General features: G+C 34.8%; 18 protein-coding genes and 1 other RNA gene. 18 read left to right on the forward strand and 1 reads right to left on the reverse strand.

The window, feature by feature from the left end; all coding sequences use genetic code 11:
• Nucleotides 1-6: 6 nt before the first annotated feature.
• The 10 genes from hprK (at nt 7) to ACQY63_RS11245 (ending at nt 14,131) form a co-directional block, all read left to right on the forward strand.
• Nucleotides 7-948, forward strand: coding sequence for an HPr(Ser) kinase/phosphatase (hprK, locus tag ACQY63_RS11200; RefSeq protein ID WP_022164678.1), 942 nt, complete (start codon nt 7-9; stop codon nt 946-948).
• Nucleotides 949-971: 23 nt separating this feature from the next.
• Nucleotides 972-1,910: an ROK family glucokinase gene (locus ACQY63_RS11205; RefSeq protein WP_022164679.1), complete on the forward strand. Its 939-nt coding sequence runs from the start codon at nt 972-974 to the stop codon at nt 1,908-1,910.
• A 21-nt stretch (nt 1,911-1,931) separates the two neighbouring features.
• Nucleotides 1,932-2,822 carry a UDP-N-acetylmuramate dehydrogenase gene (murB, locus tag ACQY63_RS11210; RefSeq protein WP_022164680.1) on the forward strand — a complete coding sequence of 297 codons (891 nt, stop codon included), beginning with the start codon at nt 1,932-1,934 and terminating at the stop codon, nt 2,820-2,822.
• 18 nt (nt 2,823-2,840) lie between these two features.
• Nucleotides 2,841-3,704 (forward strand): RNase adapter RapZ, encoded by an 864-nt coding sequence (rapZ, locus tag ACQY63_RS11215; RefSeq protein ID WP_428245238.1) that lies wholly within the window; start codon nt 2,841-2,843, stop codon nt 3,702-3,704.
• A 26-nt stretch (nt 3,705-3,730) separates the two neighbouring features.
• Complete coding sequence (gene whiA / locus ACQY63_RS11220) at nt 3,731-4,675, forward strand: DNA-binding protein WhiA (RefSeq protein WP_022164682.1); 945 nt, start codon at nt 3,731-3,733, stop codon at nt 4,673-4,675.
• Nucleotides 4,676-4,697: 22 nt separating this feature from the next.
• The gene (locus tag ACQY63_RS11225) at nt 4,698-4,952 is read left to right on the forward strand and encodes an HPr family phosphocarrier protein (protein WP_022164683.1); all 255 of its coding nucleotides are present in this window, start codon (nt 4,698-4,700) and stop codon (nt 4,950-4,952) included.
• Nucleotides 4,953-5,297: 345 nt separating this feature from the next.
• Nucleotides 5,298-7,775, forward strand: a complete 2,478-nt coding sequence (locus ACQY63_RS11230) for a beta-1,3-glucanase family protein (protein ID WP_022164684.1) — start codon at nt 5,298-5,300, stop codon at nt 7,773-7,775.
• Nucleotides 7,776-8,281: 506 nt separating this feature from the next.
• Nucleotides 8,282-9,577 carry a putative ABC transporter permease gene (locus tag ACQY63_RS11235; RefSeq protein ID WP_022164685.1) on the forward strand — a complete coding sequence of 432 codons (1,296 nt, stop codon included), beginning with the start codon at nt 8,282-8,284 and terminating at the stop codon, nt 9,575-9,577.
• 176 nt (nt 9,578-9,753) lie between these two features.
• Nucleotides 9,754-13,239 carry a DNA polymerase III subunit alpha gene (locus ACQY63_RS11240; protein WP_428245239.1) on the forward strand — a complete coding sequence of 1,162 codons (3,486 nt, stop codon included), beginning with the start codon at nt 9,754-9,756 and terminating at the stop codon, nt 13,237-13,239.
• Nucleotides 13,240-13,348: 109 nt separating this feature from the next.
• Nucleotides 13,349-14,131, forward strand: a complete 783-nt coding sequence (locus tag ACQY63_RS11245; protein WP_022164688.1) for a TrmH family RNA methyltransferase — start codon at nt 13,349-13,351, stop codon at nt 14,129-14,131.
• Nucleotides 14,132-14,309: 178 nt separating this feature from the next.
• Here ACQY63_RS11245 and ACQY63_RS11250 read toward each other — a convergent pair whose 3' ends face one another.
• Complete coding sequence (locus ACQY63_RS11250) at nt 14,310-15,023, reverse strand: adaptor protein MecA (RefSeq protein ID WP_022164689.1); 714 nt, start codon at nt 15,021-15,023, stop codon at nt 14,310-14,312.
• 484 nt (nt 15,024-15,507) lie between these two features.
• Between ACQY63_RS11250 and ACQY63_RS11255 the strand changes: the two genes are divergently transcribed.
• The 8 genes from ACQY63_RS11255 to ACQY63_RS11290 all read left to right on the forward strand — a co-directional run bounded on the left by ACQY63_RS11255 (nt 15,508) and on the right by ACQY63_RS11290 (nt 26,142).
• The gene (locus ACQY63_RS11255) at nt 15,508-17,295 is read left to right on the forward strand and encodes a glycosyl hydrolase family 18 protein (protein WP_022164690.1); all 1,788 of its coding nucleotides are present in this window, start codon (nt 15,508-15,510) and stop codon (nt 17,293-17,295) included.
• A gap of 117 nt (nt 17,296-17,412) precedes the next feature.
• Nucleotides 17,413-17,865 (forward strand): tRNA adenosine(34) deaminase TadA, encoded by a 453-nt coding sequence (gene tadA / locus ACQY63_RS11260; protein WP_022164691.1) that lies wholly within the window; start codon nt 17,413-17,415, stop codon nt 17,863-17,865.
• A 60-nt stretch (nt 17,866-17,925) separates the two neighbouring features.
• Nucleotides 17,926-18,186, forward strand: an RNA gene (gene ffs / locus ACQY63_RS11265) — signal recognition particle sRNA large type.
• A gap of 94 nt (nt 18,187-18,280) precedes the next feature.
• Nucleotides 18,281-19,704, forward strand: a protein-coding gene (locus tag ACQY63_RS11270; RefSeq protein WP_428244771.1) for an IS3 family transposase whose coding sequence is annotated in 2 segments (ribosomal slippage) — nt 18,281-18,770 and nt 18,770-19,704 — 1,425 coding nt in all. Because the reading frame shifts where the segments join, the coding sequence is not laid out codon by codon here.
• A 528-nt stretch (nt 19,705-20,232) separates the two neighbouring features.
• Nucleotides 20,233-21,798, forward strand: a complete 1,566-nt coding sequence (gene dnaX / locus ACQY63_RS11275) for a DNA polymerase III subunit gamma/tau (protein ID WP_428245240.1) — start codon at nt 20,233-20,235, stop codon at nt 21,796-21,798.
• On the forward strand, nt 21,799-22,137 hold the full coding sequence (locus tag ACQY63_RS11280; protein ID WP_117999774.1) for a YbaB/EbfC family nucleoid-associated protein: 339 nt from the start codon (nt 21,799-21,801) through the stop codon (nt 22,135-22,137).
• Nucleotides 22,137-22,733 carry a recombination mediator RecR gene (recR, locus tag ACQY63_RS11285; protein WP_022164848.1) on the forward strand — a complete coding sequence of 199 codons (597 nt, stop codon included), beginning with the start codon at nt 22,137-22,139 and terminating at the stop codon, nt 22,731-22,733. Before ACQY63_RS11280 ends, recR begins: the two co-directional genes overlap by 1 nt.
• 25 nt (nt 22,734-22,758) lie before the next feature.
• The gene (locus tag ACQY63_RS11290; protein ID WP_412622022.1) at nt 22,759-26,142 is read left to right on the forward strand and encodes a tetratricopeptide repeat protein; all 3,384 of its coding nucleotides are present in this window, start codon (nt 22,759-22,761) and stop codon (nt 26,140-26,142) included.
• Nucleotides 26,143-26,148: the final 6 nt, after the last annotated feature.

Here is a 26,148-nt window from a genome sequence, read left to right on the forward strand (position 1 = left end):
TAGATTATGGCAACAAATCAGGATATATATATACCATTAACCAAAATTGTTGATAATTATGGATTAATTAACCATACACCGGAAATTAACACAGATGAAATCAGAATTAATATTCCGGAAGTAAACAGACCGGCGCTACAGCTTGCCGGCTTCTTTGAACATTTTGACAAGGAAAGAGTTCAGATTATAGGAAATGTTGAATATGCTTTTTTGGATAACATGCAGCGTCAGAACAGACAGTGGGTTTACGAAAAATTAATGAGTAGCGGTATACCTTGTCTTATTTTATGTAGAGGAAACAAGCCTGATGAAGATATGGTGGCAGCAGGACTTAGACATGGCGTGCCTATTATGTCAACACATTTTGACACATCAAGATTCAACGCAGAACTTTCAAGATGGTTAAATGTTGAACTTGCACCTTGTATTACAAGACATGGTGTTTTAGTTGATGTTTACGGTGAAGGCGTTTTAATAATGGGTGAAAGCGGAATCGGAAAAAGTGAAGCAGCACTTGAACTTATTAAGCGTGGACACCGTCTGGTAACAGATGATGTTGTAGAAATAAGAAGAGTAAGTGCAGAGACGCTTATAGGAACATCACCTGCCATTACAAAGCATTTTATTGAGTTAAGAGGTATTGGAATTATTGATGTAAAAGCTTTGTTTGGTGTAGAAAGTATTTTGGATTCTGCAAGTATTGACATGGTTATTCAGTTAGAAGAATGGAGAAGAGACAAGGACTATGACAGAATGGGCTTGGATGACCAGTATACAGAGTTCTTAGGAAACAAGGTTATTTGCCATAAAATACCTATCAGACCAGGTAGAAATCTGGCTGTTATAGTTGAAGCGGCTGCTGTAAACCACAGACAGAAGCGTATGGGATACAATGCAGCAAGAGAATTGTACAAGAGAGTACAGGAAAACATGGAAAAAGGTGATTAATAATTTTAAATGGAGGATATATAATGAAAAAATATTGTTTTGGAGTAGACGTTGGAGGAACAACAGTAAAAATCGGATTTTTTAACGTAGATGGCACTATGTTAGACAAATGGGAAATCGTAACAAATACAGACAACGGTGGAGAAGCTATTTTAGGAGACATTTGTAAGTCTCTTGATGATAAATTAGCAAAAGAAAACATTCAGATAGATGAAGTAAAAGGAATTGGAATTGGTCTTCCGGGACCTGTTCTTTCAGATGGAACTGTTTTACAGTGTGTAAATCTTGGCTGGGGCAAGTTAAATGTGGAAGAGAAACTTTCATCTATGTTCCATGGAGTTACTGTTAAAGCCGGCAATGATGCAAACGTTGCAGCTTTAGGAGAAGCATGGAAAGGTGGCGGAAAAGATTACGATGATGTTGTTATGATTACACTTGGAACAGGTGTAGGCGGTGGCGTTATTATTGGAAACAATATTTTAACAGGTTACAATGGTGGTGCAGGAGAAATAGGTCACTTCCATATGAACGACGAAGAAACAGATGTATGTGGTTGTGGTAAGAAAGGCTGTCTTGAACAGTACGCATCAGCTACAGGTGTTGTAAGACTTGCCAAGAGATACATGGCAGACAATGATGACACAAAGATGAAAGAATTTGGCGACAATATTACAGCTAAAGATGTATTTGACCTTGCAAAAGAAGGAGACCAGGGAGCAAATGTTGTTGTAAAACAGATGGGAACATATTTAGGAAGAGCAATGGGCTTTATTGCGGCAACTGTTAATCCACAGGCATTTATCATCGGTGGTGGTGTAAGTAAAGCCGGTCAGTTCCTTATTGATGCAATTACTGATACATATAGAAATGTAAGTTTTAAAGCCTGTTCAGAAGCAGCAGTATGTTTAGCTGAACTTGGAAATGATGCAGGAATGTATGGAGCAGCAGCTCTTGTAAAATAAATTGAAAGAGAGTGTGTTAGATTGTTTGAAATTTTAAAAAATATTGTTGGTGAAGATTATATAAGAGAAAATGAACCAATGGGAAAGCATTGCACTTTCAGATGTGGTGGTAATGCAGATTTATATGTAATGCCCGGTTCAATTGAGGAGTTATCTTCAGTAGTTAAGGCATGTAGAGAAAATGATTATCCATTTATGGTTATAGGAAATGGAAGTAATATTCTTGTAAAAGACCAGGGCTATAAGGGAGCAATTATTGAAGTAAATAACAGAATTAATTCAGTTGATGTAATTGGTGATGAAATAGTTGCTGATGCCGGGGCTAAATTGTCAAGTGTGGCAATGGTAGCCTATGAAAATGACCTGGCAGGTTTTGAATTTGCTCATGGCATACCGGGAAATGTAGGTGGCGCAGTTGTAATGAATGCCGGTGCTTACGGTGGAGAAATAAAGGATGTTATAAAATGGGCAAAAGTCCTTACTGAAGATGGAGAAGTTGTTACACTTAATGCAGAAGAATTAGAATTAGGTTATAGAACAAGCATTGTTCAAAAGAAAAACATGATAGTTCTTCAAATGTGTATTAAGTTAGATTTAGGAAGTCAGGAAGAAATTGCACTTATAATGCAAATGTTCATGCAGAAAAGAAGAGCAAAGCAACCTCTTGAATATCCTAGTGCCGGTAGTACTTTTAAAAGACCTGAAGGTTATTTTGCAGGCAAATTAATTGAAGATGCAGGTCTTAGAGGCTATCAGGTTGGTGGCGCAATGGTTTCAGAAAAACATTGTGGTTTCGTGATTAACTATGACAATGCAACAGCAACAGATATTTTACAGTTAATGGATGATGTAAAAGCAACAGTAAAAGAACAATTTGATGTAGAATTAGAACCTGAAGTTAAAATTATATAGCTAGTTGGAGGAAACAGTATGCGTTTTGTTATTGTAACAGGAATGTCAGGGGCAGGAAAAATAACAGCACTTAAAATATTCGAAGATAACGGCTACTATTGTGTAGATAATCTTCCAATAGATTTAATTGAAAATTTTGCAGACCTATTGTTTGCACAAACAAGTGAAAAAAACAAGGTGGCAATAGGTGTGGATATTAGAAGTGGTGAGAATTTAGATCGTATAAATGAAGTGCTTACTCACATGAAGAAAAAGGAACAAAATTATGAAATACTATTTTTGGACTGCAATAACAGCACTTTGATTAAAAGATTTAAGGAAACCAGACGTAGTCATCCAATGGGTGATGCAGACAGCGTGGAAAATGAAATCGAAGCAGAGCGAGTGAAACTTGCATATCTTAGAAAAAATGCAGATTACATAATTGATACAAGTAATCTTTTAGTGCGCGATTTAAGAGCAGAAGTGGAAAAAATATTTGTTATGAATCAAGATTACAGAAACTTGTTTGTAACAATAATGTCTTTTGGTTTTAAATATGGAGTACCGGCAGATTGCGACTTGGTTTTTGACGTAAGGTTTTTGCCAAATCCGTACTATGTACCTGAACTTAAGCATAAAACAGGCGAGCAGCAGGAAGTAAGAGATTATGTTTTGGCATCTCCTGTATCAACAGAGTTTTTAGAGAAATTAATCGACATGATTAAGTTCCTGATACCAAATTATATTGACGAAGGAAAGAATCAGTTGGTAATTGGTATTGGTTGTACAGGTGGTCATCACAGATCTGTTACTGTAGCAAATGAACTGTATAGACAGTTAAACAATATTGATGCAAATTACGGCATACGAATATCTCATAGGGATATTTTAAGAAACTAAAGGGACTAGAATAGAAAGTTAAATATATGAGTTTTTCGATAAAAGTAAAAAATGAATTAGCCAATCATATAAGCAATGCCACACATTGTAGAATAGCAGAATTAGCTGCACTAATCTCCATGTGTGGTAGTGTTATAATTGACGAAAATAATAATTACAAAATAAGAATAAAAACAGAAACACAACCTACAGCAGAAAAAATTAAAAAGCTGTTGTGGAAAACATTTAAAGTAGATGTTGATATTTCTACCAGAGAAAATGCATATTCAAAAGTGGGAAGAACATATACTTTATTAGTAGGCGACCACCAGCAGGCGCTTAAAATATTACAGGCTACTAAGCTAATTAACGAAAATAATGAAATTGGAGAGAATTTTTCAATTACAAATAATATTGTAATTATGAAAGATTGCTGCAAAAGAGCCTTTATTAGAGGGGCTTTTATGGCGGCAGGTTCCATTAGTGATCCTAATAAATCTTATCATTTTGAAATCAAATGTAACAGTGAAAAAAAGGCAAAGCAGCTTATAGAATTACTAGAAAATTATAATATTGATGGAAAAATGGTTGCAAGAAAAGGTGGTTATGTGGTATATATCAAAGAAGGCGAAGGCATCGTTGACGTGTTAAATGTTATGGAAGCCCATGTTTCCTTAATGGAAATGGAGAATGTAAGAATACTTAAAGGTATGAGCAATTATTATAATAGACAGGTTAATTGTGAAACCGCCAACATAAAGAAGACCGTGGCAACTTCGGTGAGACAAATCGACGATATCGACTTTATTATACAAAATAAGGGCATAGATTATTTGCCGGAGAAACTACAAGATATCGCATGGGTTAGAAAAGAGAATCCTGATGCATCTTTGCAGGAGCTGGGAGAAATGCTAGATCCTCCCCTTGGAAAGTCAGGAGTAAACCATCGATTGAGAAAAATTTGTCAGATTGCACAGGAATTAAGGGGATAGCCCTAAGGAGGAGAGATTTAAAATGACAACTAGAGATGTTACAATTGAAATCAAACAGGGATCAGATGTAAGTCCGGTAGCAAAATGTGTACAGGTTGCAAGCCAGTTTACAAGCAAGATTTATGTGGAGTACGAAACAAAGAAGGTTAATGCTAAAAGCATTATGGGAATGATGGCATTAGGAATTGCAGCAGGACAGACAGTTACAATTTCAGCAGACGGAGAAGATGAGACACAGGCTATTGACAGTATTGAAAAATATTTAGGAAACAAATAGTTAGTACAATTATTAGAAAGAGAATAAATAATTTAGAAATTTCCAATTGAGAAAAATATAACAATTTTAATTATAGAAAAATCTAATATATTTTTATAAAAAGTCATAACAATGATAAGTTTTTTGCAATCTGAACTTATTTGTTATGACTTTTTTATGTAATAAGAAATGTATAAAACTATTTTTATTTTTTGAATAAAAATACCATAAAAAATAATTTTATGAAAAAGTGTACCTTCTATAAAAAAGCACTCCTTTTTTGAACTGTTTTTATATTGTAAAAATATAATCATAGGAAGAACGGTTTAGATTAATGTAAAAAAAGAAAAAAGGAGGATTTTTTTGATGAAATTTAAAATTTCAAAAAAACTTTTAGCAACAGTGTTAGCTATTGCCATGGTAGTAACGGGATTGGGCATAAATAACACAAGTAAGACAACAAAAGCAGCTTCTCTTGGAAGCAGTGGGGATTATGAGGTAACAGCTGAAGATGTTTCTTCTAGCGTATGTAAAATAAATTTTAACAGTAAAAACTATGCTGCATATGCAATTCTTCATTATAAAGTTAATGATGGAGCACAGCAGAATGTAACAATGAGTGGAAGTGATAAGCAGTTCCAGTACAGCATTAACGGTTTAAAGAAGGGCGATAAGCTTACATGTGTATTTACATATAACAAGGGCAATGCTCAGTATGACACAAGTGAAATGACATATGTTACAGGTAGTACAAGTTCTACAGATGCTAACATACAGGCACCTTTTGGTTTAGTAGTAAACAGTCCAAAAGATAATACAGTTAGTGTTGTATGGGGACGTGGAAATATTGATTCATACAATGTATACATTGACAACGACAAGGTTGCAAACAAAGTAACTTGCGGTTACTACGAATATGGCAATATTTCAGCAGGTACACATACAGTTTCAGTTACAACAGTTTCAGGTTCAAGGGAATCAGCAAAGACTTCATTATCAGTAACTGTAAAAGGACAGAAACAGCAGGTGACAACAGCAGCACCAACTACAACAACAGAAAAAGGTGTTGTATATATTTATCAGGATATTAATTATGGCGGTAGAGTTGCAGCTTTAAATGAAGGAAGATACAACCTTGCAGCATTACAGGCAAAAGGATTTAGAAATGATGATTTATCTTCATTAAAGGTTGCAAGTGGATATGAAGCAATTCTTTATTATGATGACAACTTCCAGGGAGAGTCAAGAAGAATTACGTCAGATACTGCTTGGATTGGTTCAGATTTTAACGACAGAACATCATCAATTATTGTACAGAAAAAGACAGTTGAAACAACTACAACAGTTAAGGTAACAGAAAAAGAAAATACAGATACAGGTATTGCTAAACCATTTGGCTTGGTAGTAAGCAATCCATCAGCAGGAACAATTGGAGTTGTATGGGGACGTGGAGATATTAATTCATACAATGTATATATTGATGGAAAGAAAGTAGCAAGTAAAGTTGGTTGTGCGTACTATACATATACAGGCTATTCACAGGGAACACATACAGTAGCAATTACTACAGTATCAGGTGATAAAAAATCAGAAAAAACAACAATGTCAGTTAATGTTTCACAGGGCTCAAGTCAGACTCCAAATAAGAAACCTGCTGCAACAAAGCCATCAACAACAACACCAAGTACTAACATAGGAACAGATGTGCCACAGCTTGATTCAAGCATTCCTGTAAGAAGTGACAAAATGTTCTTACAGCTTAACAACAAAACAAATGGAAAGTACAAAGATAGTGAAATCTATTGGATTGTACTTGGAAGAAATAAAAATCATGAAATTTGTTATTTAGACGCACAGGGAAACCTTGTTAAAGCAAGCGAATCACTTAATACAGTTACAAAGAATGGTAGAAAATGTGCAAATGTTGCCCATTCTATGGCAGAAGCAAAATATGTATATTTGCCGGATATTGAATCAGGAAGAATGTATTTAAGTTACGGTGAACCTGTTTACGTAACATTCATTAATGGTGCTGATGGAAAAGTAGGTTATGCAGGACCTGACTTAAATAATCCATCAGATCCTAACAGTGACGTATTATTTGAATTTGCAGAATTTACAGTAACAAATAAAGAATATTGGGGCAATACAACAAGAGTTGACTTCTTTAGCTTTCCAGTTGTAACAAGATTAGTAGGACAGGGTGGATTTGATAACCGTCCGGGAGATTACCCAACATATGATAAGACAGTTGGTGATATAGGAACAAGAGATCAGATTTTCAATGCATGGAAGAACAGTGCACCTGCAGCATGGAAGAGTCTTTACGACGGAAAGAGAATTATGGCTCCATGTAAGACAACTTTCAATGAAGGAAAAGAAAACGGACATTACTTTGACAACTATATTAATGAATTTTGGAATAAATACTCAAATGAAACATTAGTATTCAGGTGTGATGCCGGAACATTTAGAGGTAGAGTTAGTGGAGATCACATGACATTTACAAAAGATGGTGACGGTGGAACATACACAATTTACAAACCAACAACACAGGATGTGTTAGAAGGAAAAGGAAACTTTAACAGAGGAAATTCAACAGAATTAGTAATTGAAGCACAGCTTTGTGCAGCATTTAACAGAGGTGTTGCAACAGATCCTGCAAATTATCAGAATCCAAGTGCTTATTACAAAAATGGAACATACAACTATTATAGCAAGTTCTTACATGAACATTCTGTAAATAATTTCTCATATGGTTTCTGTTATGATGATGTAAATGATCAGAGTACACTTCTTCATTACACAAACCCAACAGCATTGATACTTGACCTTAAATGGTAATAATATAGACAGACACAAACCTTTCGATGTTTTTCTCAATATATTATAGGGCGAAGCTACTTCATCAATTTGGTGGAGTAGCTTCATTTCTGTTGCCGGGCTTAATTTCTGTTGCCAGGCTTCTTTCCTATTGCCGGGCTGACGGTTAAATTAGAACGATAGGCAGTATTTCGTTATCTGAGCTAGCCTAGCTACAATCGCGAGAGATTGTTTGAAACCGCGTAGCGGTTGAGTTATCGATAGCGATTGTTAATAGGCGGCGCAGCGAAGATAGAAATACAACATGTTCTAATTTAATCGTCAGCCCGGCAACAGTAGAGAATGGCACCGGGGTGTTGACAAATGTGTTGAATTTAAAATATACTTTTTAGTATGTTTTAGAAATGATGTAAATTAATTTAGATTATTAAAAGAGCTGAACTATAATTTGTACTTAAGAGAAGTTGCTAGAAACTATAATGTATAAATAAAAGTTAAAAATAGAAATACTGAAGAGGGATTAAGTAATGTCAATATACCAATTATTATGGTTGTTTCTGATTTATTCTTTTGTGGGATGGATTTTGGAAACAATTTTTGCAATTACCAAGCAGAGAAAAATTATTAATAGAGGTTTGATTAATGGGCCGTTTTGTACCGTTTATGGTTTTACGGGAGTGCTGATTACTGTTGCACTTAAAGATTTGTCAGGTGTATGGTTGTTTCTTTTCTCAGCTATATATGCTTCTGTAATTGAATGGGTAGCAGGAAAGATTATTGAAAAAATCTGCCATGAAAGATGGTGGAACTATGAAAATAATAAGTTTAACTTAGGTGGCTATATTTCTCTTCAAACTTCGGTGCTTTGGGGAGCGTTAGGATTTATAGCGGTTACTTTTACGAATAGCCTGTTAATTGATGCTTATAAACTTATACCTTTTATGGTTGTAAGAATTATATTGATTGTTGTAGTTATTGCATTAGCTGCGGATATGATTTTCTCACTTCTGATTCTTTACTATAATGGTAGAGGAATTGAGAAGGTTAAGAGTGCAAACAATAATTTTACTAAGTTAAGCAGAAAACTTGAAAAATGGTTAATAAGTAGAGTTAATAATAGAAAGAATAAGGCTTATCCTAAAACTGTAAAAGTAGAAAAGGAAGCAAAGGACAAAACAGTATTTGCCTATGGGTGTGGTTTTTACAAGTTGGTTGTTTTGTTTTTTGTAGGTGCCTTTGTAGGAGATATTATAGAAACTATTTTTTGCCGAATTACCATGGGAGAATGGATGAGCAGAAGTAGTGTTGTGTGGGGCCCTTTTAGTATTGTGTGGGGACTGGCAATTGCAGCAGCTACTCTTATGCTTTACAAGTATAAGGACAGAAGTGACGGTTTTCTTTTTCTTATAGGAACCGGATTAGGTGGGGCTTATGAGTATTTGTGCAGCGTGTTTACAGAAATAGTTTTTGGAAAAGTTTTTTGGGATTACAGCGATATACCTTTTAATTTAGGTGGTAGAATTAATTTACTTTATTGTTTCTTTTGGGGAATCGCAGCGGTAGTGTGGTTTAAGTTGATTTACACAAGACTTTCAAAAGTAATAGAAAAAATTCCTGTTAAGTTTGGTAAAATAACAACTTGGATTTTGGTTGTTTTTATGATTGCAAATGTACTTATGTCATGTTTTGCTTTAACAAGATATGACCAGAGAGAAAAGGGTATAGATGCTAAACAGTCATGGCAGGTTTGGCTGGATAAACATTACGACGACGAAAAAATGATGAGAATTTATCCAAATGCCATAGTAACAAACAAAAAATAGAAGTATAATTACTGTTATGCAATGGAATGATTTAGAATTTCCCTATAGAGTAATGAATGTTTCAATATGTATACATTCTGGTGTGAAAAGAAAACAGTTGAGAGACAACGCTTATCAGATGAGAACGTTGTAAGGAACAGTATTGGTTCCATATAGATTATAGAGAAGGATAAAAGATGGCATTTACACATTTACATGTCCATACAGAATACAGTCTGTTGGATGGTTCAAGTAAAATAAAAGAAATAACAAAAAGAGCAAAAGAGCTTGGTATGGACAGCCTTGCCATAACAGACCATGGAGTTATGTATGGGGCGATTGATTTTTACAGAGCTGCATTGGCTAATGATATTAAACCAATTATTGGCTGTGAAGTTTATGTGGCTCCGGGTTCCCGTTTCGATAAAGAGGCAAATGCAGGTGAGGACAGATACTATCACCTTATTTTGCTTGCGGAAAATAATACAGGTTACGAGAATCTTTGTAGAATTGTATCGAAAGGGTTTGTAGACGGATTTTATTATAAGCCTAGAGTAGATTATGAAGTTCTTGAAAAATTTTCTGAAGGTATTATTTGTCTTAGTGCCTGTCTTGCAGGTGAGGTTCAAAGATATCTTGCAAGAGACGAGTACGAGAAGGCAAAAGAGGCAGCAGTTCGTCATTTGAATATTTTCGGAAAAGATAATTATTTTTTGGAATTACAGGACCATGGAATTCCTGAACAGAAAACAGTAAATCAGGCTTTGTTAAGATTAAGCAAGGAATTAGATATAGACTTAGTTTGTACAAATGATGTTCATTATACATACGCTGATGATGTGGAAGCACATGATATTTTGCTGTGTATCCAGACAGGTAAGAAAAAATCTGATGAAGATAGAATGCGTTATGAAGGGGGCCAGTTTTATTTAAAATCAGAAGAAGAGATGGCTTCTCTTTTTAAATATGCACCACAGGCATTGGAAAATACTCACAAGATTGCTGAGAGATGTAATGTAACATTTGAATTTGGTGTTACAAAACTTCCCAACTTTGAAGTGCCTGAAGGCTATACGCCTTGGACTTATTTAAAAGAATTATGCGAGGATGGTCTTCACAGAAGATATCCTGTTTTTAGCGGAGAAGTAGATGAACACTGTAAATTAACAAAAGAGCAGTTACAGGAAAGATTAGATTATGAATTAAATACAATTAAAAGTATGGGGTATGTAGAATACTTTTTGATTGTGTGGGATTTTATACATTATGCAAAATCAAATGGTATAGCAGTAGGCCCGGGTAGAGGTTCAGCAGCCGGCAGTATTGTTTCTTATTGCTTGGAAATAACAGATATTGAGCCAATGAGATACAATTTGCTGTTTGAACGTTTCCTTAATCCGGAGCGTGTATCCATGCCCGATATTGACGTGGACTTTTGTATTGAAAGACGTCAGGAAGTAATTGATTATGTAGGAAGAAAATATGGAAAAGACCATGTGGCGCAGATTGTTACTTTTGGTACATTAAAGGCAAAAGGTGTAATCAGAGATGTGGCGCGTGTTCTTGATATGCCATACGCACAGGCAGATGCGATTGCAAAAATGATTCCAAATGATTTACACATGACTTTGGAACTTGCCTTAAAACAAAATAAAGAATTAAAGAATCTCTATGACACAGACCCTGAAGTTAAATATTTAATAGACATGTCAATGAGACTTGAAGGTCTGCCAAGACATGCGTCCATGCATGCGGCAGGTGTTGTTATCTGTGCAAAACCTGTAGATGAATATGTACCGCTTTCAAGAGCAGCAGACGGTTCAATAACAACTCAGTACATTATGACAACCTTGGAAGAACTGGGGCTTTTGAAAATGGATTTCCTTGGCCTTAGAAACTTAACTGTTATTCAGAATGCTCAAAGATATATTAAGAAAAACAGAGGCATAGATTTAGATTTAAACAAAATAGATTATTCAGATAAAAAAGTTTTGGATTATATTGGAACAGGAAATACAGAAGGTATATTCCAGCTTGAAAGTGCCGGTATGAAAAACTTCATGAAGGAGTTAAAACCACAAAGTCTTGAAGATATAATTGCGGGTATTTCATTGTACCGACCGGGTCCAATGGATTTTATACCAAAGTATATAGAAGGAAAAAATAATAAGGACAGTGTAACATACGATTGCCCACAGTTAGAGCCAATTCTTGAGCCAACCTATGGCTGTATTGTTTATCAGGAACAGGTAATGCAGATTGTTAGGGACTTGGCAGGTTATACATTAGGTCGAAGCGATTTGCTACGAAGAGCCATGTCAAAGAAAAAGGCTGATGTAATGGCAAAGGAACGCCAGAAGTTTGTATATGGCGACGAGGAAGAAGGAGTAAAGGGTTGTATAAATAATGGAATCAGTGAAGAAATCGCAAACAAAATTTACGATGAAATGACTGATTTTGCAAAATATGCTTTTAACAAATCTCATGCGGCGGCTTATGCAGTAGTTGCCTATCAGACAGCTTATTTGAAGTATTACTATGCCGAAGAATTTATGGCAGCAATGCTTACGTCGGTAATGGACAACTCAGACAAGGTAGCTGAATATGTTTATTCCTGTCGTTCAATGGGCATTAAGATTTTACCGCCTGATATTAATGAAGGAGAGAGTGGCTTTTCAGCAGGGGATAAATGTATCCGTTATGGTTTAACAGCTATCAAAAATGTGGGTAAGGCAGTTATTGATGGCATAGTTGCAGAACGTGAAAGAAATGGCAAGTTTAAAGACTTAGAAGATTTCATCACAAGAACATCTTCAATAGGTGTTAATAAACGAGCTATTGAAAACTTTATAAAAGCTGGGGCTTTTGATTCTCTTGGAGCCACAAGAAAACAGATGATGATGGTTTATATTCAGATTATGGATGGTGTAAATCAGGAGAAAAAAGATGCCATGGCAGGTCAGACTTCATTTTTTGATTTTATTGATGATGAGGCTAAAGAGACTTACAAGGTTCAAATGCCAAATGTTGGGGAATATGATACAGCCCAGAAGTTAGAATTCGAAAAAGAGGTTATAGGAATTTATGCCAGTGGACATCCGCTTCAGGACCAGGAAGAAAAGTGGAGAAGAGTTATAACGAACATGACTTTGGACTTTGCAGAACCGGAAGAGGGCGAAGAGTCAAAAGTTCAGGATAAAAGTAAAGTAGTAGTTGGTGGAATTATTAGTAATGTAACCAGAAAGTTTACAAAGACAGGTGCTCAAATGGCATTTATTACTTTGGAAGATTTGGTTGGTACAATTGAAGTTATTGTATTTCCAAGGCAGTTTGACAACAGTAGAAGGCTTCTTGAAGAAGGACGAAAAGTATTTGTGGAAGGTCAGGTGAGCATTGAGGAAAATGCTGCAGGAAAAGTAATGGCAAATAAGATTCGTGATTTTAGTGAAGTGCCTTCAGAACTTTGGATAGCTTTTAAGGATAAGGAAACTTACATGGAAAAAGCACAGGAATTAACAGAAATAATTCTTGCTAACCATGGCAACGATAAGGTTATTGTTGCTTTGGCAAAAGAGCGTCAAAGAAAAATGATGCCACCACAATATTCTGTAAATATTACAGAAGGATTAATAAAGTTATTAAAAGAAAAGTACGGTGATGACTTTGTAAAGGTTAGACAGTAATCGTATATGGGACAGATTTGTAGGGGTAGGAAGTAATCGTATATTAGACAATTTATAAGGTTAGATACTAACCAGAGTATTAGACAATTTGTAAGGGTAGGTGAAATAAGTGATAACATCCGCGTCAAATGAGCAGATTAAACAAATAATACAGTTGAAAGAAAAATCGAAAGTTAGAAAACAGAAGAATCAGTTTGTTGTTGAAGGAATCAAGATGTTTTCAGAAATTCCTGATGACCAGCTTGTAGCAACTTATGTGTCGGAGTCTTTTGCAGAAGAAAATAAATATGCCTTTAAGGGAGAAAACTTTGAACTCGTAAGTGATAGTGTTTTTAAGAAAATATCAGATACAGTAACTCCACAGGGCATTATGGCAATTGTAGAGAAGAATGCTTACACATTAGATGATATTATTGAAAATGTAAACAATAATATTACTCAAAAAGGTCGTAGCTGTGTTGTAGTATTAGACAGATTACAGGATCCGGGAAATTTGGGCACAATTGTAAGAACAGGTGAAGGCGCAGGAATCTCTGGTATAATTATGAGCTCAGGGTGTGCTGATATTTATAATCCTAAAGTAATCCGTTCAACAATGGGGTCAATTTTCAGAGTGCCTTTTACTGTTGTTTCAGATTTGCCTGAAGCAATTGAAACTTTAAAAGAAAACAGTATTACAACTTATGCAGCTCACTTAAAAGGTGAAGAGTACAATAAAGGAGTTTTTGAAAAAAACGTTGCCCTTTTAATTGGCAATGAAGCTAAAGGCTTAAGCGATGAAGTGTCAGGGAAGGCTGATAGATTAATAAAGATTCCAATGGAAGGAAAAGTTGAGTCTTTAAACGCAGCCATTGCTACAGCAATTTTAATGTATCAATGTAGAGATGTATAATTATTTTGTATAGATGGTAATTAGAGTTGGAAGTATATTGCTGAAAGCCAATATACTGCTACAAAAAGGTATGGTGTTAGGAATGCGTATATTAAACATAATTAAAAAATACAGAATAGATAGTTGATAAGATAAGAAAATGGAAGGTTCATAAACAAACCTTCCATTTTCTTATGTGTTATATTTTTCCTAATTTTTCTATTGCTTTGTTTGCAACTATTTCTTCAAAATGTTCCATATAAAATAATTCTTTTGCGTATGTTGGAGTCTCTCTGTGTCCATTTTCTGTTAAGATGCTACATATCTTGTTAAGAATATGTTCATCCGTTGCCGGCATGCATAAAGACAAATAATATTTATTGTTAAAAGGTGATTTGTATAATGAACTGTCACCCTTATATGCAGAAGCTATCATGTTAGCCACAGAAATTACATCTCTTAAGTTGTCAAAAGAATAAATACTATATAGTAATGAATCATCATCGCCGTTTTCTTCTGAATATGGTTTTTGTGTCTCGCCATCACTTGAGTCGTCAATCTGTTCAATTTCGTTTAAATCGATTTCTAAGTCATCAAGGTGAGAAAGAAAACTATCTTTAAATTCTTTTGAGAAAAATTTTGAAAGATGTTCTTCTGTCTCTTCAGGATTTTCAACTTTGGTAATTACCAAAATAATGCTTTCCGGTGAAACAGGAATTGCTTCAACCATCAGTGGAATATCACCTACGTCGAAACCAAAATCGTCATTGGCTTGTTTCATCATATCCTGAAAAAGCTCTCTGGTCTTGCCCGAACCATATGCTAATTCGCTAATTTTTATATCGCGGTCAGCAAGATCTTCTTTTGTTAAAGTACAGCGAATCTGATTTTCATTTATTTTTTCAATCTTCATAAAAATCACCTCACATTTGATTACTTATATTCCTTCTAATAGTATATCCAATAAAATTAGAAGTGTAAAGTTTTTCAATTAGTAATATATAACAGTTACTTTGTATATAAAAAATTATAACAAATAACAGTATACAATATATATTCTAAAAGTGTATAAAATATGACAAATTTATAAAAATAATTATTAAAAAGCATAAAAAGCAAAACAACAAAAAAATATGTTGAAATATTAAAACAATATGTTATAATGAAAACATCATATACATTAGGGGATTTTTCACGAAAAGCATAACTTGACTAAATAATTAATAAGGTTGAGTTTCCCTATGAAAGCTATAGCTGTGAGCAGATTGTTATGAATAGATTTAAGAGAATGTTAAGAAAGTTTTCAAGAATCTTTACAATTTGTCCACAGCTATTTTCTTCACATACATTAGCTGATGTGTTATGATAACAAACGTAGGATGACGAAGGAGGAAAAAATGAAAAGAAACATAAAAGTGATTTTACTTACATCCCTTGTAACTTTGTCTATGTTTGTAGTAAGCGGATGTGATTTATTTATAAAAACTAATAAAGGAAGCGTTGACTTGAAATGGTACATGGGACTTACATATGAAGATGACAGCAAGAACGACGTTGCCTATAAGACATCTGTTGGTGACCAGGTAGCAGCAGTAGCTTTGGAAGATAAATACAGCGATGAATACGGAATCATCAAGGATACATCGGCTTATGTTAATATTGACACTGTTAAGTCAAATATTGATAAAAGATTTTATTGGGACAAGAAAGATAAGAAACTGTTTTTTACAAATGCAACAGAAGTATATTATGTAGATGAAAGCCAACCGACAATTATTCATGGCAATACAGATGAAACAGTGAATTACAAAGTATTTTTAAAAGAAAAGAAGAAATGTTATGTTAATTTACAGTTTATCCAGAAGTTCGTTGACTTAGACTCAAAGATAACAAAGAAGTCAGGCAAGGCACCGGCAATTATCAGTTTGAAATATACAAGCGGTGAGAAGACTACTTTTAAGACAGATAGCGAAATTGAAATGAGAACAAAAGGTGATTATCAGAACCTTATTGTTAAGACACTTTCAAAAGGCACAACTGTTACACTTCTTGGTTCAGGGAAAAACTGGGATAAAGTAAGAACAGATGACGGCTATATTGGTTATGTACCGGTTAAGGAATTAACTGATGAAAGTAAGAAAAAGGTATCTTACAAAAATGATGACAGTGAATATACACATATCGCTATGGATGGAAAAGTAAGTTTAGCCTGGAATCAGATATATAACCAGACAGCTAATAAGAATTTAGAATCACTTCTTTCTAAAACAAAAGACATAAATGTAGTTTCACCTACATGGTTTTCTCTTGTAGATAGAAACGGTAATTTATCAACATTGGCAGATTTGGATTATGTGGAAAAAGCTCATAAGAAAAATATACAGGTGTGGGCATTGTTTAATGATTTTACAGATAGAAATTTAACAAAAAAGGTGCTTACATCTACAAAACTTAGACAAAGACTTGTAACTAACATTATGTATTATGTAGACAGTTACGAACTTGATGGAGTCAACATTGATTTTGAATATATATCAAAAGATATAATCGATGATTATTTGCAGTTTTTAAGAGAACTTTCAGTAGAATGTAGAAAAAATAAGATTGTATTGTCAATTGATAATTATGCACCATCAGAGTGGAGTGGTTATTTTGACAGGGAACAGCAACTGAAATTAGCTGACTATCTTATTATAATGAATTATGATGAACATACTTCAGGCAGTAAAGAAGCAGGTTCAGTGTCATCTATGTCATACGCTGAGAATTCAATTAAAGAGACTATTAATCAGGCAAAGGATTCTTCAAGAATTGTCGGGGCAATACCATTTTACACAAGAGCTTGGAAGGAAACTCCTGAAGAGCACAGCGACGGAACAGGCGTTTTTGTAGAAGATGCGGCAAATGGTAATTACTATTTGGCAAGTGAAGCTCTTGGAATGGAAGCAGCAGAAAAAGCATATAATAGAGCAGGCGTTAAGCCGTCTTTTGATAAAACAACAGGTCAGAATTTTGTAACATATCAAAAGGGACATACGACAGTTTCAATTTGGCTTGAAGATGAAACATCAGTTAAATCAAGACTTGAATTGATGAAAAAATATAATTTAGCAGGAGCAGCTTATTGGTCATTGGGTCAGGAGAAAGCTGATATATGGAACATAATAGATCAGTATTTTGAATAACCTAAACGTAAGTAATCAAACTACACATGAGAAGGTTGGGATAAGCTTTTAGGAGTATTACAACTGTAGGGGATGCTACAACTGCAAGGAATATTACAACTGTAAGGAATGTTACAAATGGAAGAAAAATATATGAAACAGGCAATTGAGCAGGCGAAAAAAGCCCTGGCAATTGGAGAAGTGCCTATAGGCTGTGTTATTGTTTATGATGGTAAGGTTATAGGACGTGGCTACAACAGAAGAATGACAGATAAGAATACATTAAGTCATGCCGAACTAAATGCCATAAAGAAGGCAAGTAAGAAATTGGATGATTGGCGACTGGATGATTGCGAAATGTATGTAACAACTGAACCATGCCAAATGTGTGCAGGTGCAATAGTTCAGGCTAGAATTAAAAAAGTCTATATTGGTTGCATGAATCCAAAGGCAGGTTGTGCAGGTTCCATTATGAATCTTCTTCAGGTAGATAAGTTTAACCACCAGGTTGAAATTGAGTCAGGAATAATGAAAGAAGAATGTAGTACATTGTTGAAAGATTTTTTTAAAAAATTAAGAAATCGCGGTTGACAAAAAAATGCCTGTAGGGTATGCTTAAACTCGATTGTAAAAAAATACGATATAACACTTCCGCGCAGCCGGGGAGATAGCGGCGCCCTGTACCTGCAATCCGCTACAGCAGGGGTGATGATTTGCCTAGGGGATATTTTGTAGGGCTGCCCTTTATAAGTGGTGTTGACGTTTGGGTCTTATGCAACAGAATCCTGTGAACCGTGTCAGGTCAGGAATGAAGCAGCACTAAGCAGATCGTTTTGTGTGACATGAGGAAGCCTAGACCGAGCTAACTGTAAAGGTAACGCTTATGGGATATTCACAAAGCAAATCGCGCGGATTAATAATAAAAGAAGCTGAAACTTTTAATTTAGAATGTACCGACCCCCAAAAGTTAGACCTAAAAATCTAACGATTGGAGGTCGGTATTTTTATGGCAAAATACAGTTATGAATTCAAAAAGCAGGTTGTTGAAGCATATCTTAGTGGTGAAGGTGGCTATGAATACTTAGCCAAACGATATGGTGTACCTGCCTGGTCAAACATTAAGAAATGGGTTCGGAATTATGAAACTCATGGTGACAAAGGACTTATGCGTTCGCGAAAACAAGATAAATACTCTTTTGAAAAGAAGCTTTCTGTTGTAGAATTATATTTAACAAGTGAACTCTCATATCAGGAGCTGGCTCTTCGTGAAGGAATATATAATCCCTCTCAAATCTGTAAGTGGGTAAATGATTTCCAGATCGCCGGTCCTGATGCATTGAGACCACATAAGAAAGGTCGCAAGAAAACATTGGGTACATCAAACAAAAAGTTAAATATTGAACAAGATACAACTACAGTTCCAGTTGATACCAGTACTGAACATGTAAAAGAACTTGAAGATGAAATTCTTAAGCTTAGAATAGAGAATGCATATTTAAAAGAACTGAGGAGGCTGCGTTTAGAGGAGGAAGCTCTTCTGAAAAAACAGCGAGAATCGTCCACAGCCTCCGGGGAGAATTCAAACTAAAAGACATTCTCGCAGTTGTTGGTTTTCCAAAGGCAACATATATGTATTGGCAAAAAAGATTTGATAGAGAAAATCCAGATATAGAATTAGAAGAAAAGATTCATGAAATACATAAACGTAACAAAGATTATGGCTACCGTCGCATGTGTGGTGAACTCCGTAATCAAGGCTATATCGTGAACAAGAAGAAGGTTCAACGCATTATGCAGAAATATAATCTTCAGGTGATGTCATTTACGAGGAAGAGCCGTAAATATAGTTCTTACAAAGGTAGAATTGGAACGGTTGCTCCTAATAGAATCAAAAGAAGATTTAATACACATATACCTCATCAGAAGATTACAACTGATACAACAGAGTTTAAATACTATGAAGTAGATTCTAAAGGTAAAATGACAATGCATAAGCTATATTTAGATCCATTCATGGATATGTTCAATGGTGAAATAATAAGTTATGGAATAGATAAACGTCCTTCAGCAGCAAATGTGATGAATGCACTAAATGAAGCCATTGAGGTAACTTCTGACTGCCCATTTCGAAGGACCTTTCACTCAGATCAAGGATGGGCATATCAGATGAAAGCTTATTCACATAGACTTAGAGAAGAGAAAATATTTCAAAGCATGTCACGAAAAGGTAATTGCCTTGATAATTCAGTCATGGAAAATTTCTTTGGTCTGCTTAAACAAGAAATATACTATGGAACTGTTTATTACAGTTATGAAGAATTGAAAACTGAAATTGAAAAATATATAAGATATTACAATGAAAAAAGAATTAAAGAAAAACTAGGATGGTTGAGTCCAGTCCAATACAGACTCAGCCTCTTGGTTGCATAAAAAATGCGTAACAGATATTAAAACCTGTTACGCAATAAAAGTCTAACTTTTTGGGGTCACATCAGAAGTTTCAGCTTCTTTTTATCTGAAATTGAATTTAGAATTTTTGACTTTAATAAAGTGATAATTTGAGACAATGTGATTTATATAAAATATACATTTATATAAAATAGTTTAAAAATATTACAGAATAATTTTTCTGTAAGTATGGATTAGGTTATGTCTTAGGTGGACAGTTAAAGTCCGGACTTAAAAATTGTATTGCTGCATGTAAGTCAAACAATGACGCAAAAAAAGTTATGTTAAAAATGGTAGTGGACGGCAAGGTGAATAACAAATTTGGATTTGCCCACACACAGCTGGGATATATTGCATGGCTTGATGTAATGTATTAATTTATAATTGAAATATTTTATAGAAAGAAAAGTTTTCCAACATCTTGTATGGAAAACTTTTTTAGTTTATAATAGTATCCAAAGGTGCAAATGGGTGTACTATGCCCAAAAATATTACAGTAAAGGAGAAAACATGTCTTACACAGCATTGTATAGAAAATTCAGACCAACATCTTTTGATGAAGTAAAGGGTCAGGATCATATTGTGCAAACTTTAAAAAATCAGATAAATGCAAACAGAATAGGACATGCTTACTTATTTTGTGGAACAAGAGGAACAGGTAAAACCAGTGTGGCAAAGATTTTTGCAAAAGCCGTAAACTGCGAACATCCTGTTGATGGTAGTCCTTGCAATGAATGTGATGTATGTAAGGGGATTAATTCAGGCAGTTCCATGAATGTAATAGAAATTGATGCTGCCTCAAATAATGGTGTAGATAACATAAGACAAATCAGAGATGAAATACAGTATACTCCGTCAAGTGGAAAATATACTGTATATATTATTGACGAAGTTCACATGCTGTCAATTGGAGCTTTTAATGCTTTGCTTAAAACATTGGAAGAACCACCATCATATGTATTGTTTATATTGGCAACAACGGAACCACATAAGATCCCAATTACAATTTTATCAAGATGTCAAAGATATGATTTTAAAAGAATTTCCATTGATACTATTGTAAACAGACTTGTGGAACTTATGGAAAAAGAAAATATTGAAGTTGAAGAAAAGGCACTTCGATATGTGGCAAAAGCTGCAGATGGTTCCATGCGTGATGCACTTAGTCTTTTGGAACAGTGCATAGCCTTTTATTTAGGACAGAAGTTAACATACGAGAATGTTCTAGAGGTTTTAGGAGCTGTTGATAACGAGATTTTCAGCAGACTTACAAGACAAATCATTAACGGTGATGTTGTTTCATGTATTAATTTATTAGATGAAATAATTATGCAGGGACGTGAACTAGGACAGTTTGTTAATGATTTTATTTGGTATTTACGAAATTTGATGCTTATTAAAACATCTGATGAAGCAAGTGAAATTATAGATGCTTCCCAGGAGAGAATACAGTCTCTTAAAGAAGAAGCGGATATGGTGGATACAGATGTAATTATGAGATATATTAGAATTTTTTCTGAATTGGCAGGACAAATCAAATATTCATCACAGAAACGTGTGTTAATAGAAATTGCATTTATTAAATTAACTAAACCTGCCATGGAGAGAGACATAAGTTCATTAAATAACAGAATTGCTTTAATGGAGAAGAAAATAGAAAATGGTGATTTTGTTTCAAAGCAAGTGGCATCTGAACCTACTGTTCAGGCACAGGAGAAGCCAAAGGAAAAGAAGGTATTTGATAAACCGGTTCCGGCTGACATACAGGCAGTTGTGGATAATTGGGGAAGAATCAAGAGACACATTTCTAATCCATATAAGATTTATTTAAATGATGCAAGATTTAGCGTCAAAGGTGAAGACACCTTGCTAATTGTATTTAACGCAGGTTCAATTGGTTATGAAGGTTGTAATAAACCTGAGGTAATAGAGATGCTTACTAATGTGATTAGTGAAGAAATACAAAAACAGGTAAGAATTGAAATGACTATATTAGAAAATAATCAGAGTTTTGGTGATTATTTTATGGAAGTAGTCTCAAAAATAAAAATGGAAGTTGAAGAGGAGGATTTCTAAATGGCAAGAAGAGGAGGATTTCCGGGAGGCATGCCTGGAAACATGAATAATATAATGAAGCAGGCACAGAAGATGCAAAAGCAGATGGAAGAAGCACAGGCTCAGCTTGAAGAGTCAAGCTACACTGCAACATCAGGTGGCGGTGCCGTTGAAGTTACAATATCAGGTAAGAAAGAAATTACAAGTATTAAATTTGATCCGGAAGTAGTTGATCCAGATGATATTGAAATGCTTGAAGATTTAACAATGGCAGCAGTTAATGAAGCTATTAGAAAAATCGAAGAAGTATCAGCACAGAAAATGTCTAAAATTACCGGTGGAATGGGTGGTCTATTCTAATGGATTACTACAGTGGTTACATTACAAAGTTAATAGAAGAGCTTTCAGCATTGCCGGGAGTTGGTCCCAAAACAGCAGGAAGGCTTGCATTCCACATATTAGACATGCCTAGCGAACAGGTACATGATTTGGCGTCTGCAATTGTAGAGGCAAAGAATAATGTAAAATATTGTAAAATCTGTTGTACCCTTACAGATCAGGAAGTATGTCCAATCTGTAGCAGTAATCAAAGAGACCACAAGACAATTATGGTGGTTGAAACAACAAAGGATATGGCAGCCTATGAAAAAATAGGAGAATACAAAGGTGTATACCATGTTTTACATGGAGCAATTAATCCAATGGCCGGCATTGGGCAAAATGATATTAAATTAAAAGAATTATTTCAACGACTAAAAGATGATGTTGATGAAGTAATTATAGCTACAAATTCCAGCGTAGAGGGTGAGGCTACGGCAATGTATATTAGCAAGGTGGTTAAACCTTTGGGAATTAAAGTTACAAGAATAGCCAGTGGCGTTCCCGTTGGAGGAGATTTAGAGTGCATTGACAATGTTACATTGCTAAGGGCATTAGAAGGACGTGTAACAGTTTAACAAGTCAAAACAAAGAGGTATTCAAATGGATAGAAATGAACAGATACAAAAAATGGATGAGCTAAGGGATGCAATGAAACGCAGGGATTTTGACAGAGCAGTTGACATTGCAGATTCTTTAGATTTAAAGAGAATAAAAGACAATAATATTTTAAGTTTAGTTGCAGATGCCTATGAGGTGACACATAATTTTGAAGAGGCAAAAGAAGCTTTAACAATTGCTTATGAAAATACAAATGCAGGTAGACTTATTGCATACAAGCTATGTTTAATTTCTGTTAAAACAAAAGACTTTGCTGCAGCAAGAAGCTATTATGAAGACTTTATTGAAATGGCACCAAGAGATACTGCAAGATATATTCTAAGATATAGAATGGCAAAGGCTCAGGGAAAACCTATTGAAGAGTTAATTAATATTTTGGAAGAATATGTAAATCTTGACATGGAAGAAAAATGGGCTTACGAGTTGGCAAAACTTTATTACAAAGCCGGCAAAAAGGACAAATGCCTTGATATATGCGATGAGATTAATTTATGGTTCTCCGAAGGAAAATATGTAAAGAAAGCCTCTGACTTAAAAGAAAAAATCAATAATCCAAAGGCTGCAAAGATAAAAAAAGAAAAAGAGAAAAAGGCTAAAACACTGGCGGAAAACAGTGGGGATGAAATTATAGAAATTACTGATATTTCAGAAGATGGAGTGAAGGCTAAAATTGTTGAGGCTCCAAAAATGACTGAAGAACCAACTATTGCTGAAATAGTAAGTAATGAAAATGGTCAGACAAAAGAAGAAGTGAAGCCTGAACCTGAAAAAACTTCAGAGACTGTGGATGAAATCCAGTTCTTAGATGAAGACGGAAATGTTGAAGAAAAGAAAATTATTTCTAAAGCAGAAGAAAAATCACATAAGAAACAGAAAAGAACTTTTAGACCTTTTGAAATTAATCCTGACATGATACAGAAAGACACAGCTTCTGTAATCAAACCGGAAAAAGAAGAGGAGAGTGTTCCAGAAGAAGTTGAACCAAAGCAGGCTGAAAATGAAGAGAAGAATATAGAAGAATTTATTAATTTGAATTCAAGTGAAGATGATGATATGGAAGAAATTATTCTTTCTGATGAACCTGAAACAGTCGATTCAGTAACATCACAGAATGACAAGGTACCTGAAATTGTTGACGAAGCTCAGCAGGAAACAAAAACTAATGATGATCAGGTTGAAGTTACAAACAGTGACAATACTGAAACAGTTAAGGGAACAATTGAAAATGGCGAATTTGAACCGGATTTACATGACGGTGACATTACAGTTGGTCAGTTGCTAAACGATGAAGAACAGCCTAGGTCACAGGCAGATGAGAAAGTTTCAGAACAGGTTGAACCGGAAGAATCAAGAACTGAAAAATTAACAGGCATTAATGATGTAAGTGATATTTTAAGACAGCTTCAGGAAAGAGGAATTCTTAAACCTGAAACTGTAAAAGAAGCAGTTGACATTATTAATGAGGCAGCAGAAGTTGGTGACAGCAATTCTAAAGCAAAGCAAGAAGACAGCATACTTCCAATTGATGAAAGTGTTATTGAAGAGTCTGATGATGAACTGGTTTCTAAAGAAGAATTAAATGAAACAGAAGAAAAAGTTGATGGCACTGAAATTGATGATGCAATTAAGGTAGAAGAAAGTGTTCATGATAACATAGAAATTGATGAAAGCGATATTGTTTTAGAAGAAGATTTAGAAGAAAACAAAAACGCTCAGTCAACTGAGAATATCGTTCCTGACGATTTGGGGAGCACACGTATATTTGGAAAAATTCAGATTCCTTCAAGTGAAGAAGAACAACCAAATGTAAGCAGAGTTGTAAAACCACAGGTAGAGGAACAAATTGAAGAAGGACTACATGAGGAAACAGGTGAAGTTCCGGCACTTGATTTAGGCTACAAAACACCAACAAGAGATGAAAGCAATGACTTAGGACAGAAGAAGATGTACAAAAATATTGCTGCTAACTCTGATATGGGATATAAGACTGATAAACTACCAACCCGCGATGAATTGCAAAAAGCAATAAAAGAAGCAGAGGAAGTTGTATCAAATAATCAGGAAGACTCAGATGTAAGAGTTAAAGAAAACCCAACATCTAAAGTTGAAATATTAGCAGGTGCTGGTATTGTTCCGGAAGGTGAATTTGAAGTTGAGTCTAAAGAGCAAAAGCAGGCTCAAGGCAAACAAAAGTTTGACACACCGGTAGGCGAAGATAGGATTATAGATACTCCTAAAACACAGGTGGTTGAAAAGAAAACATCAGTTGGGGCAGAAGCAAAAGCAGAGTCTGTTGAATCGGAAGAGAAAGCAACTACTGCTGAGGCAGAAGAAAAAGCAGATAACAAAAGCATTAACACTGAAACGAGAACAGAAGAAAAAGCTGATAATATAGAAGCAAAGATAGAAGAGACCGTTGAAGTAGAAAAAGAGGCGGATGAAGCTGCAGAAACAGAAGCAAATGTGGAAGAACCAGCTACAGCTACTGAAGCAAAAACGGAAGAAAAAGTAGTTACTACAGCAGAGGCAGAACTGGAAGAAGCAACAGAAAATAAAAAGACAGAAAAGAAAGAAGACCAGACAATGGATAATAATATTGTTCGCGAGAATGTTTTATCAGAAGCTGAACTTACAGAATTTAAAAACTACTTGAATGTTGAAGGATTTGAGATTAACATAAGAGAAGTTTTACAGGAATTGATTGTTAATTATTCTCCAAATGGTAAGTCAGAACATGGAAATGTAATTATAATGGGGAATGAAAAAACAGGAAAGACAACATTAGCCATTGAATTAATTAAACTTGTAAACAGAAAACGTGGTAGAAGAAACAGAAAACTTGCAAAAGTTGATGCACGAGTGCTTAATAGAAAAGGCTTTAAATATGTATTAGGCAAGTTAGTAGGCAGTGACTTAATTATCGAAAATGCAGACCAACTTGGAAAAATGACTGTTATTAGCCTGTTAGATGGATGTGGAATGTTTACAGATGACATGCTTATTATTCTTGAAGGAAATGAAGATGGCATGGAAGAGTTACTTAAGGAGAATCCAAAACTTGAAACTACATTTAATCACATTGTTAGAATCAAGGAATACAACATTGAGGAATGGGTAGAATATGGAAAGCGTTATGCATTGAACAAAGGATACGAAATGGACGAACTTGCCAATTTGGCATTTTATAAGGCAATAGATGATTATTTTGGAGCAAATAAGGGAATTTCACAGGACAATGTTGAAGAAATAATCGACAATGCCATTGCGCATACCAAGAAGTTGGGAAGAAAGTTCAAAGGTATATTTGGTTCAAAGTCAAAAAATGACGGACTTAATTTATTACAGGAATCAGATTTTGAAATTTAGTATAAT

The organism is Eubacterium sp. Marseille-QA0814, from assembly GCF_965119675.1.
In the GTDB taxonomy this organism is placed as follows: Bacteria; Bacillota; Clostridia; order Lachnospirales; family Lachnospiraceae; genus Eubacterium_G.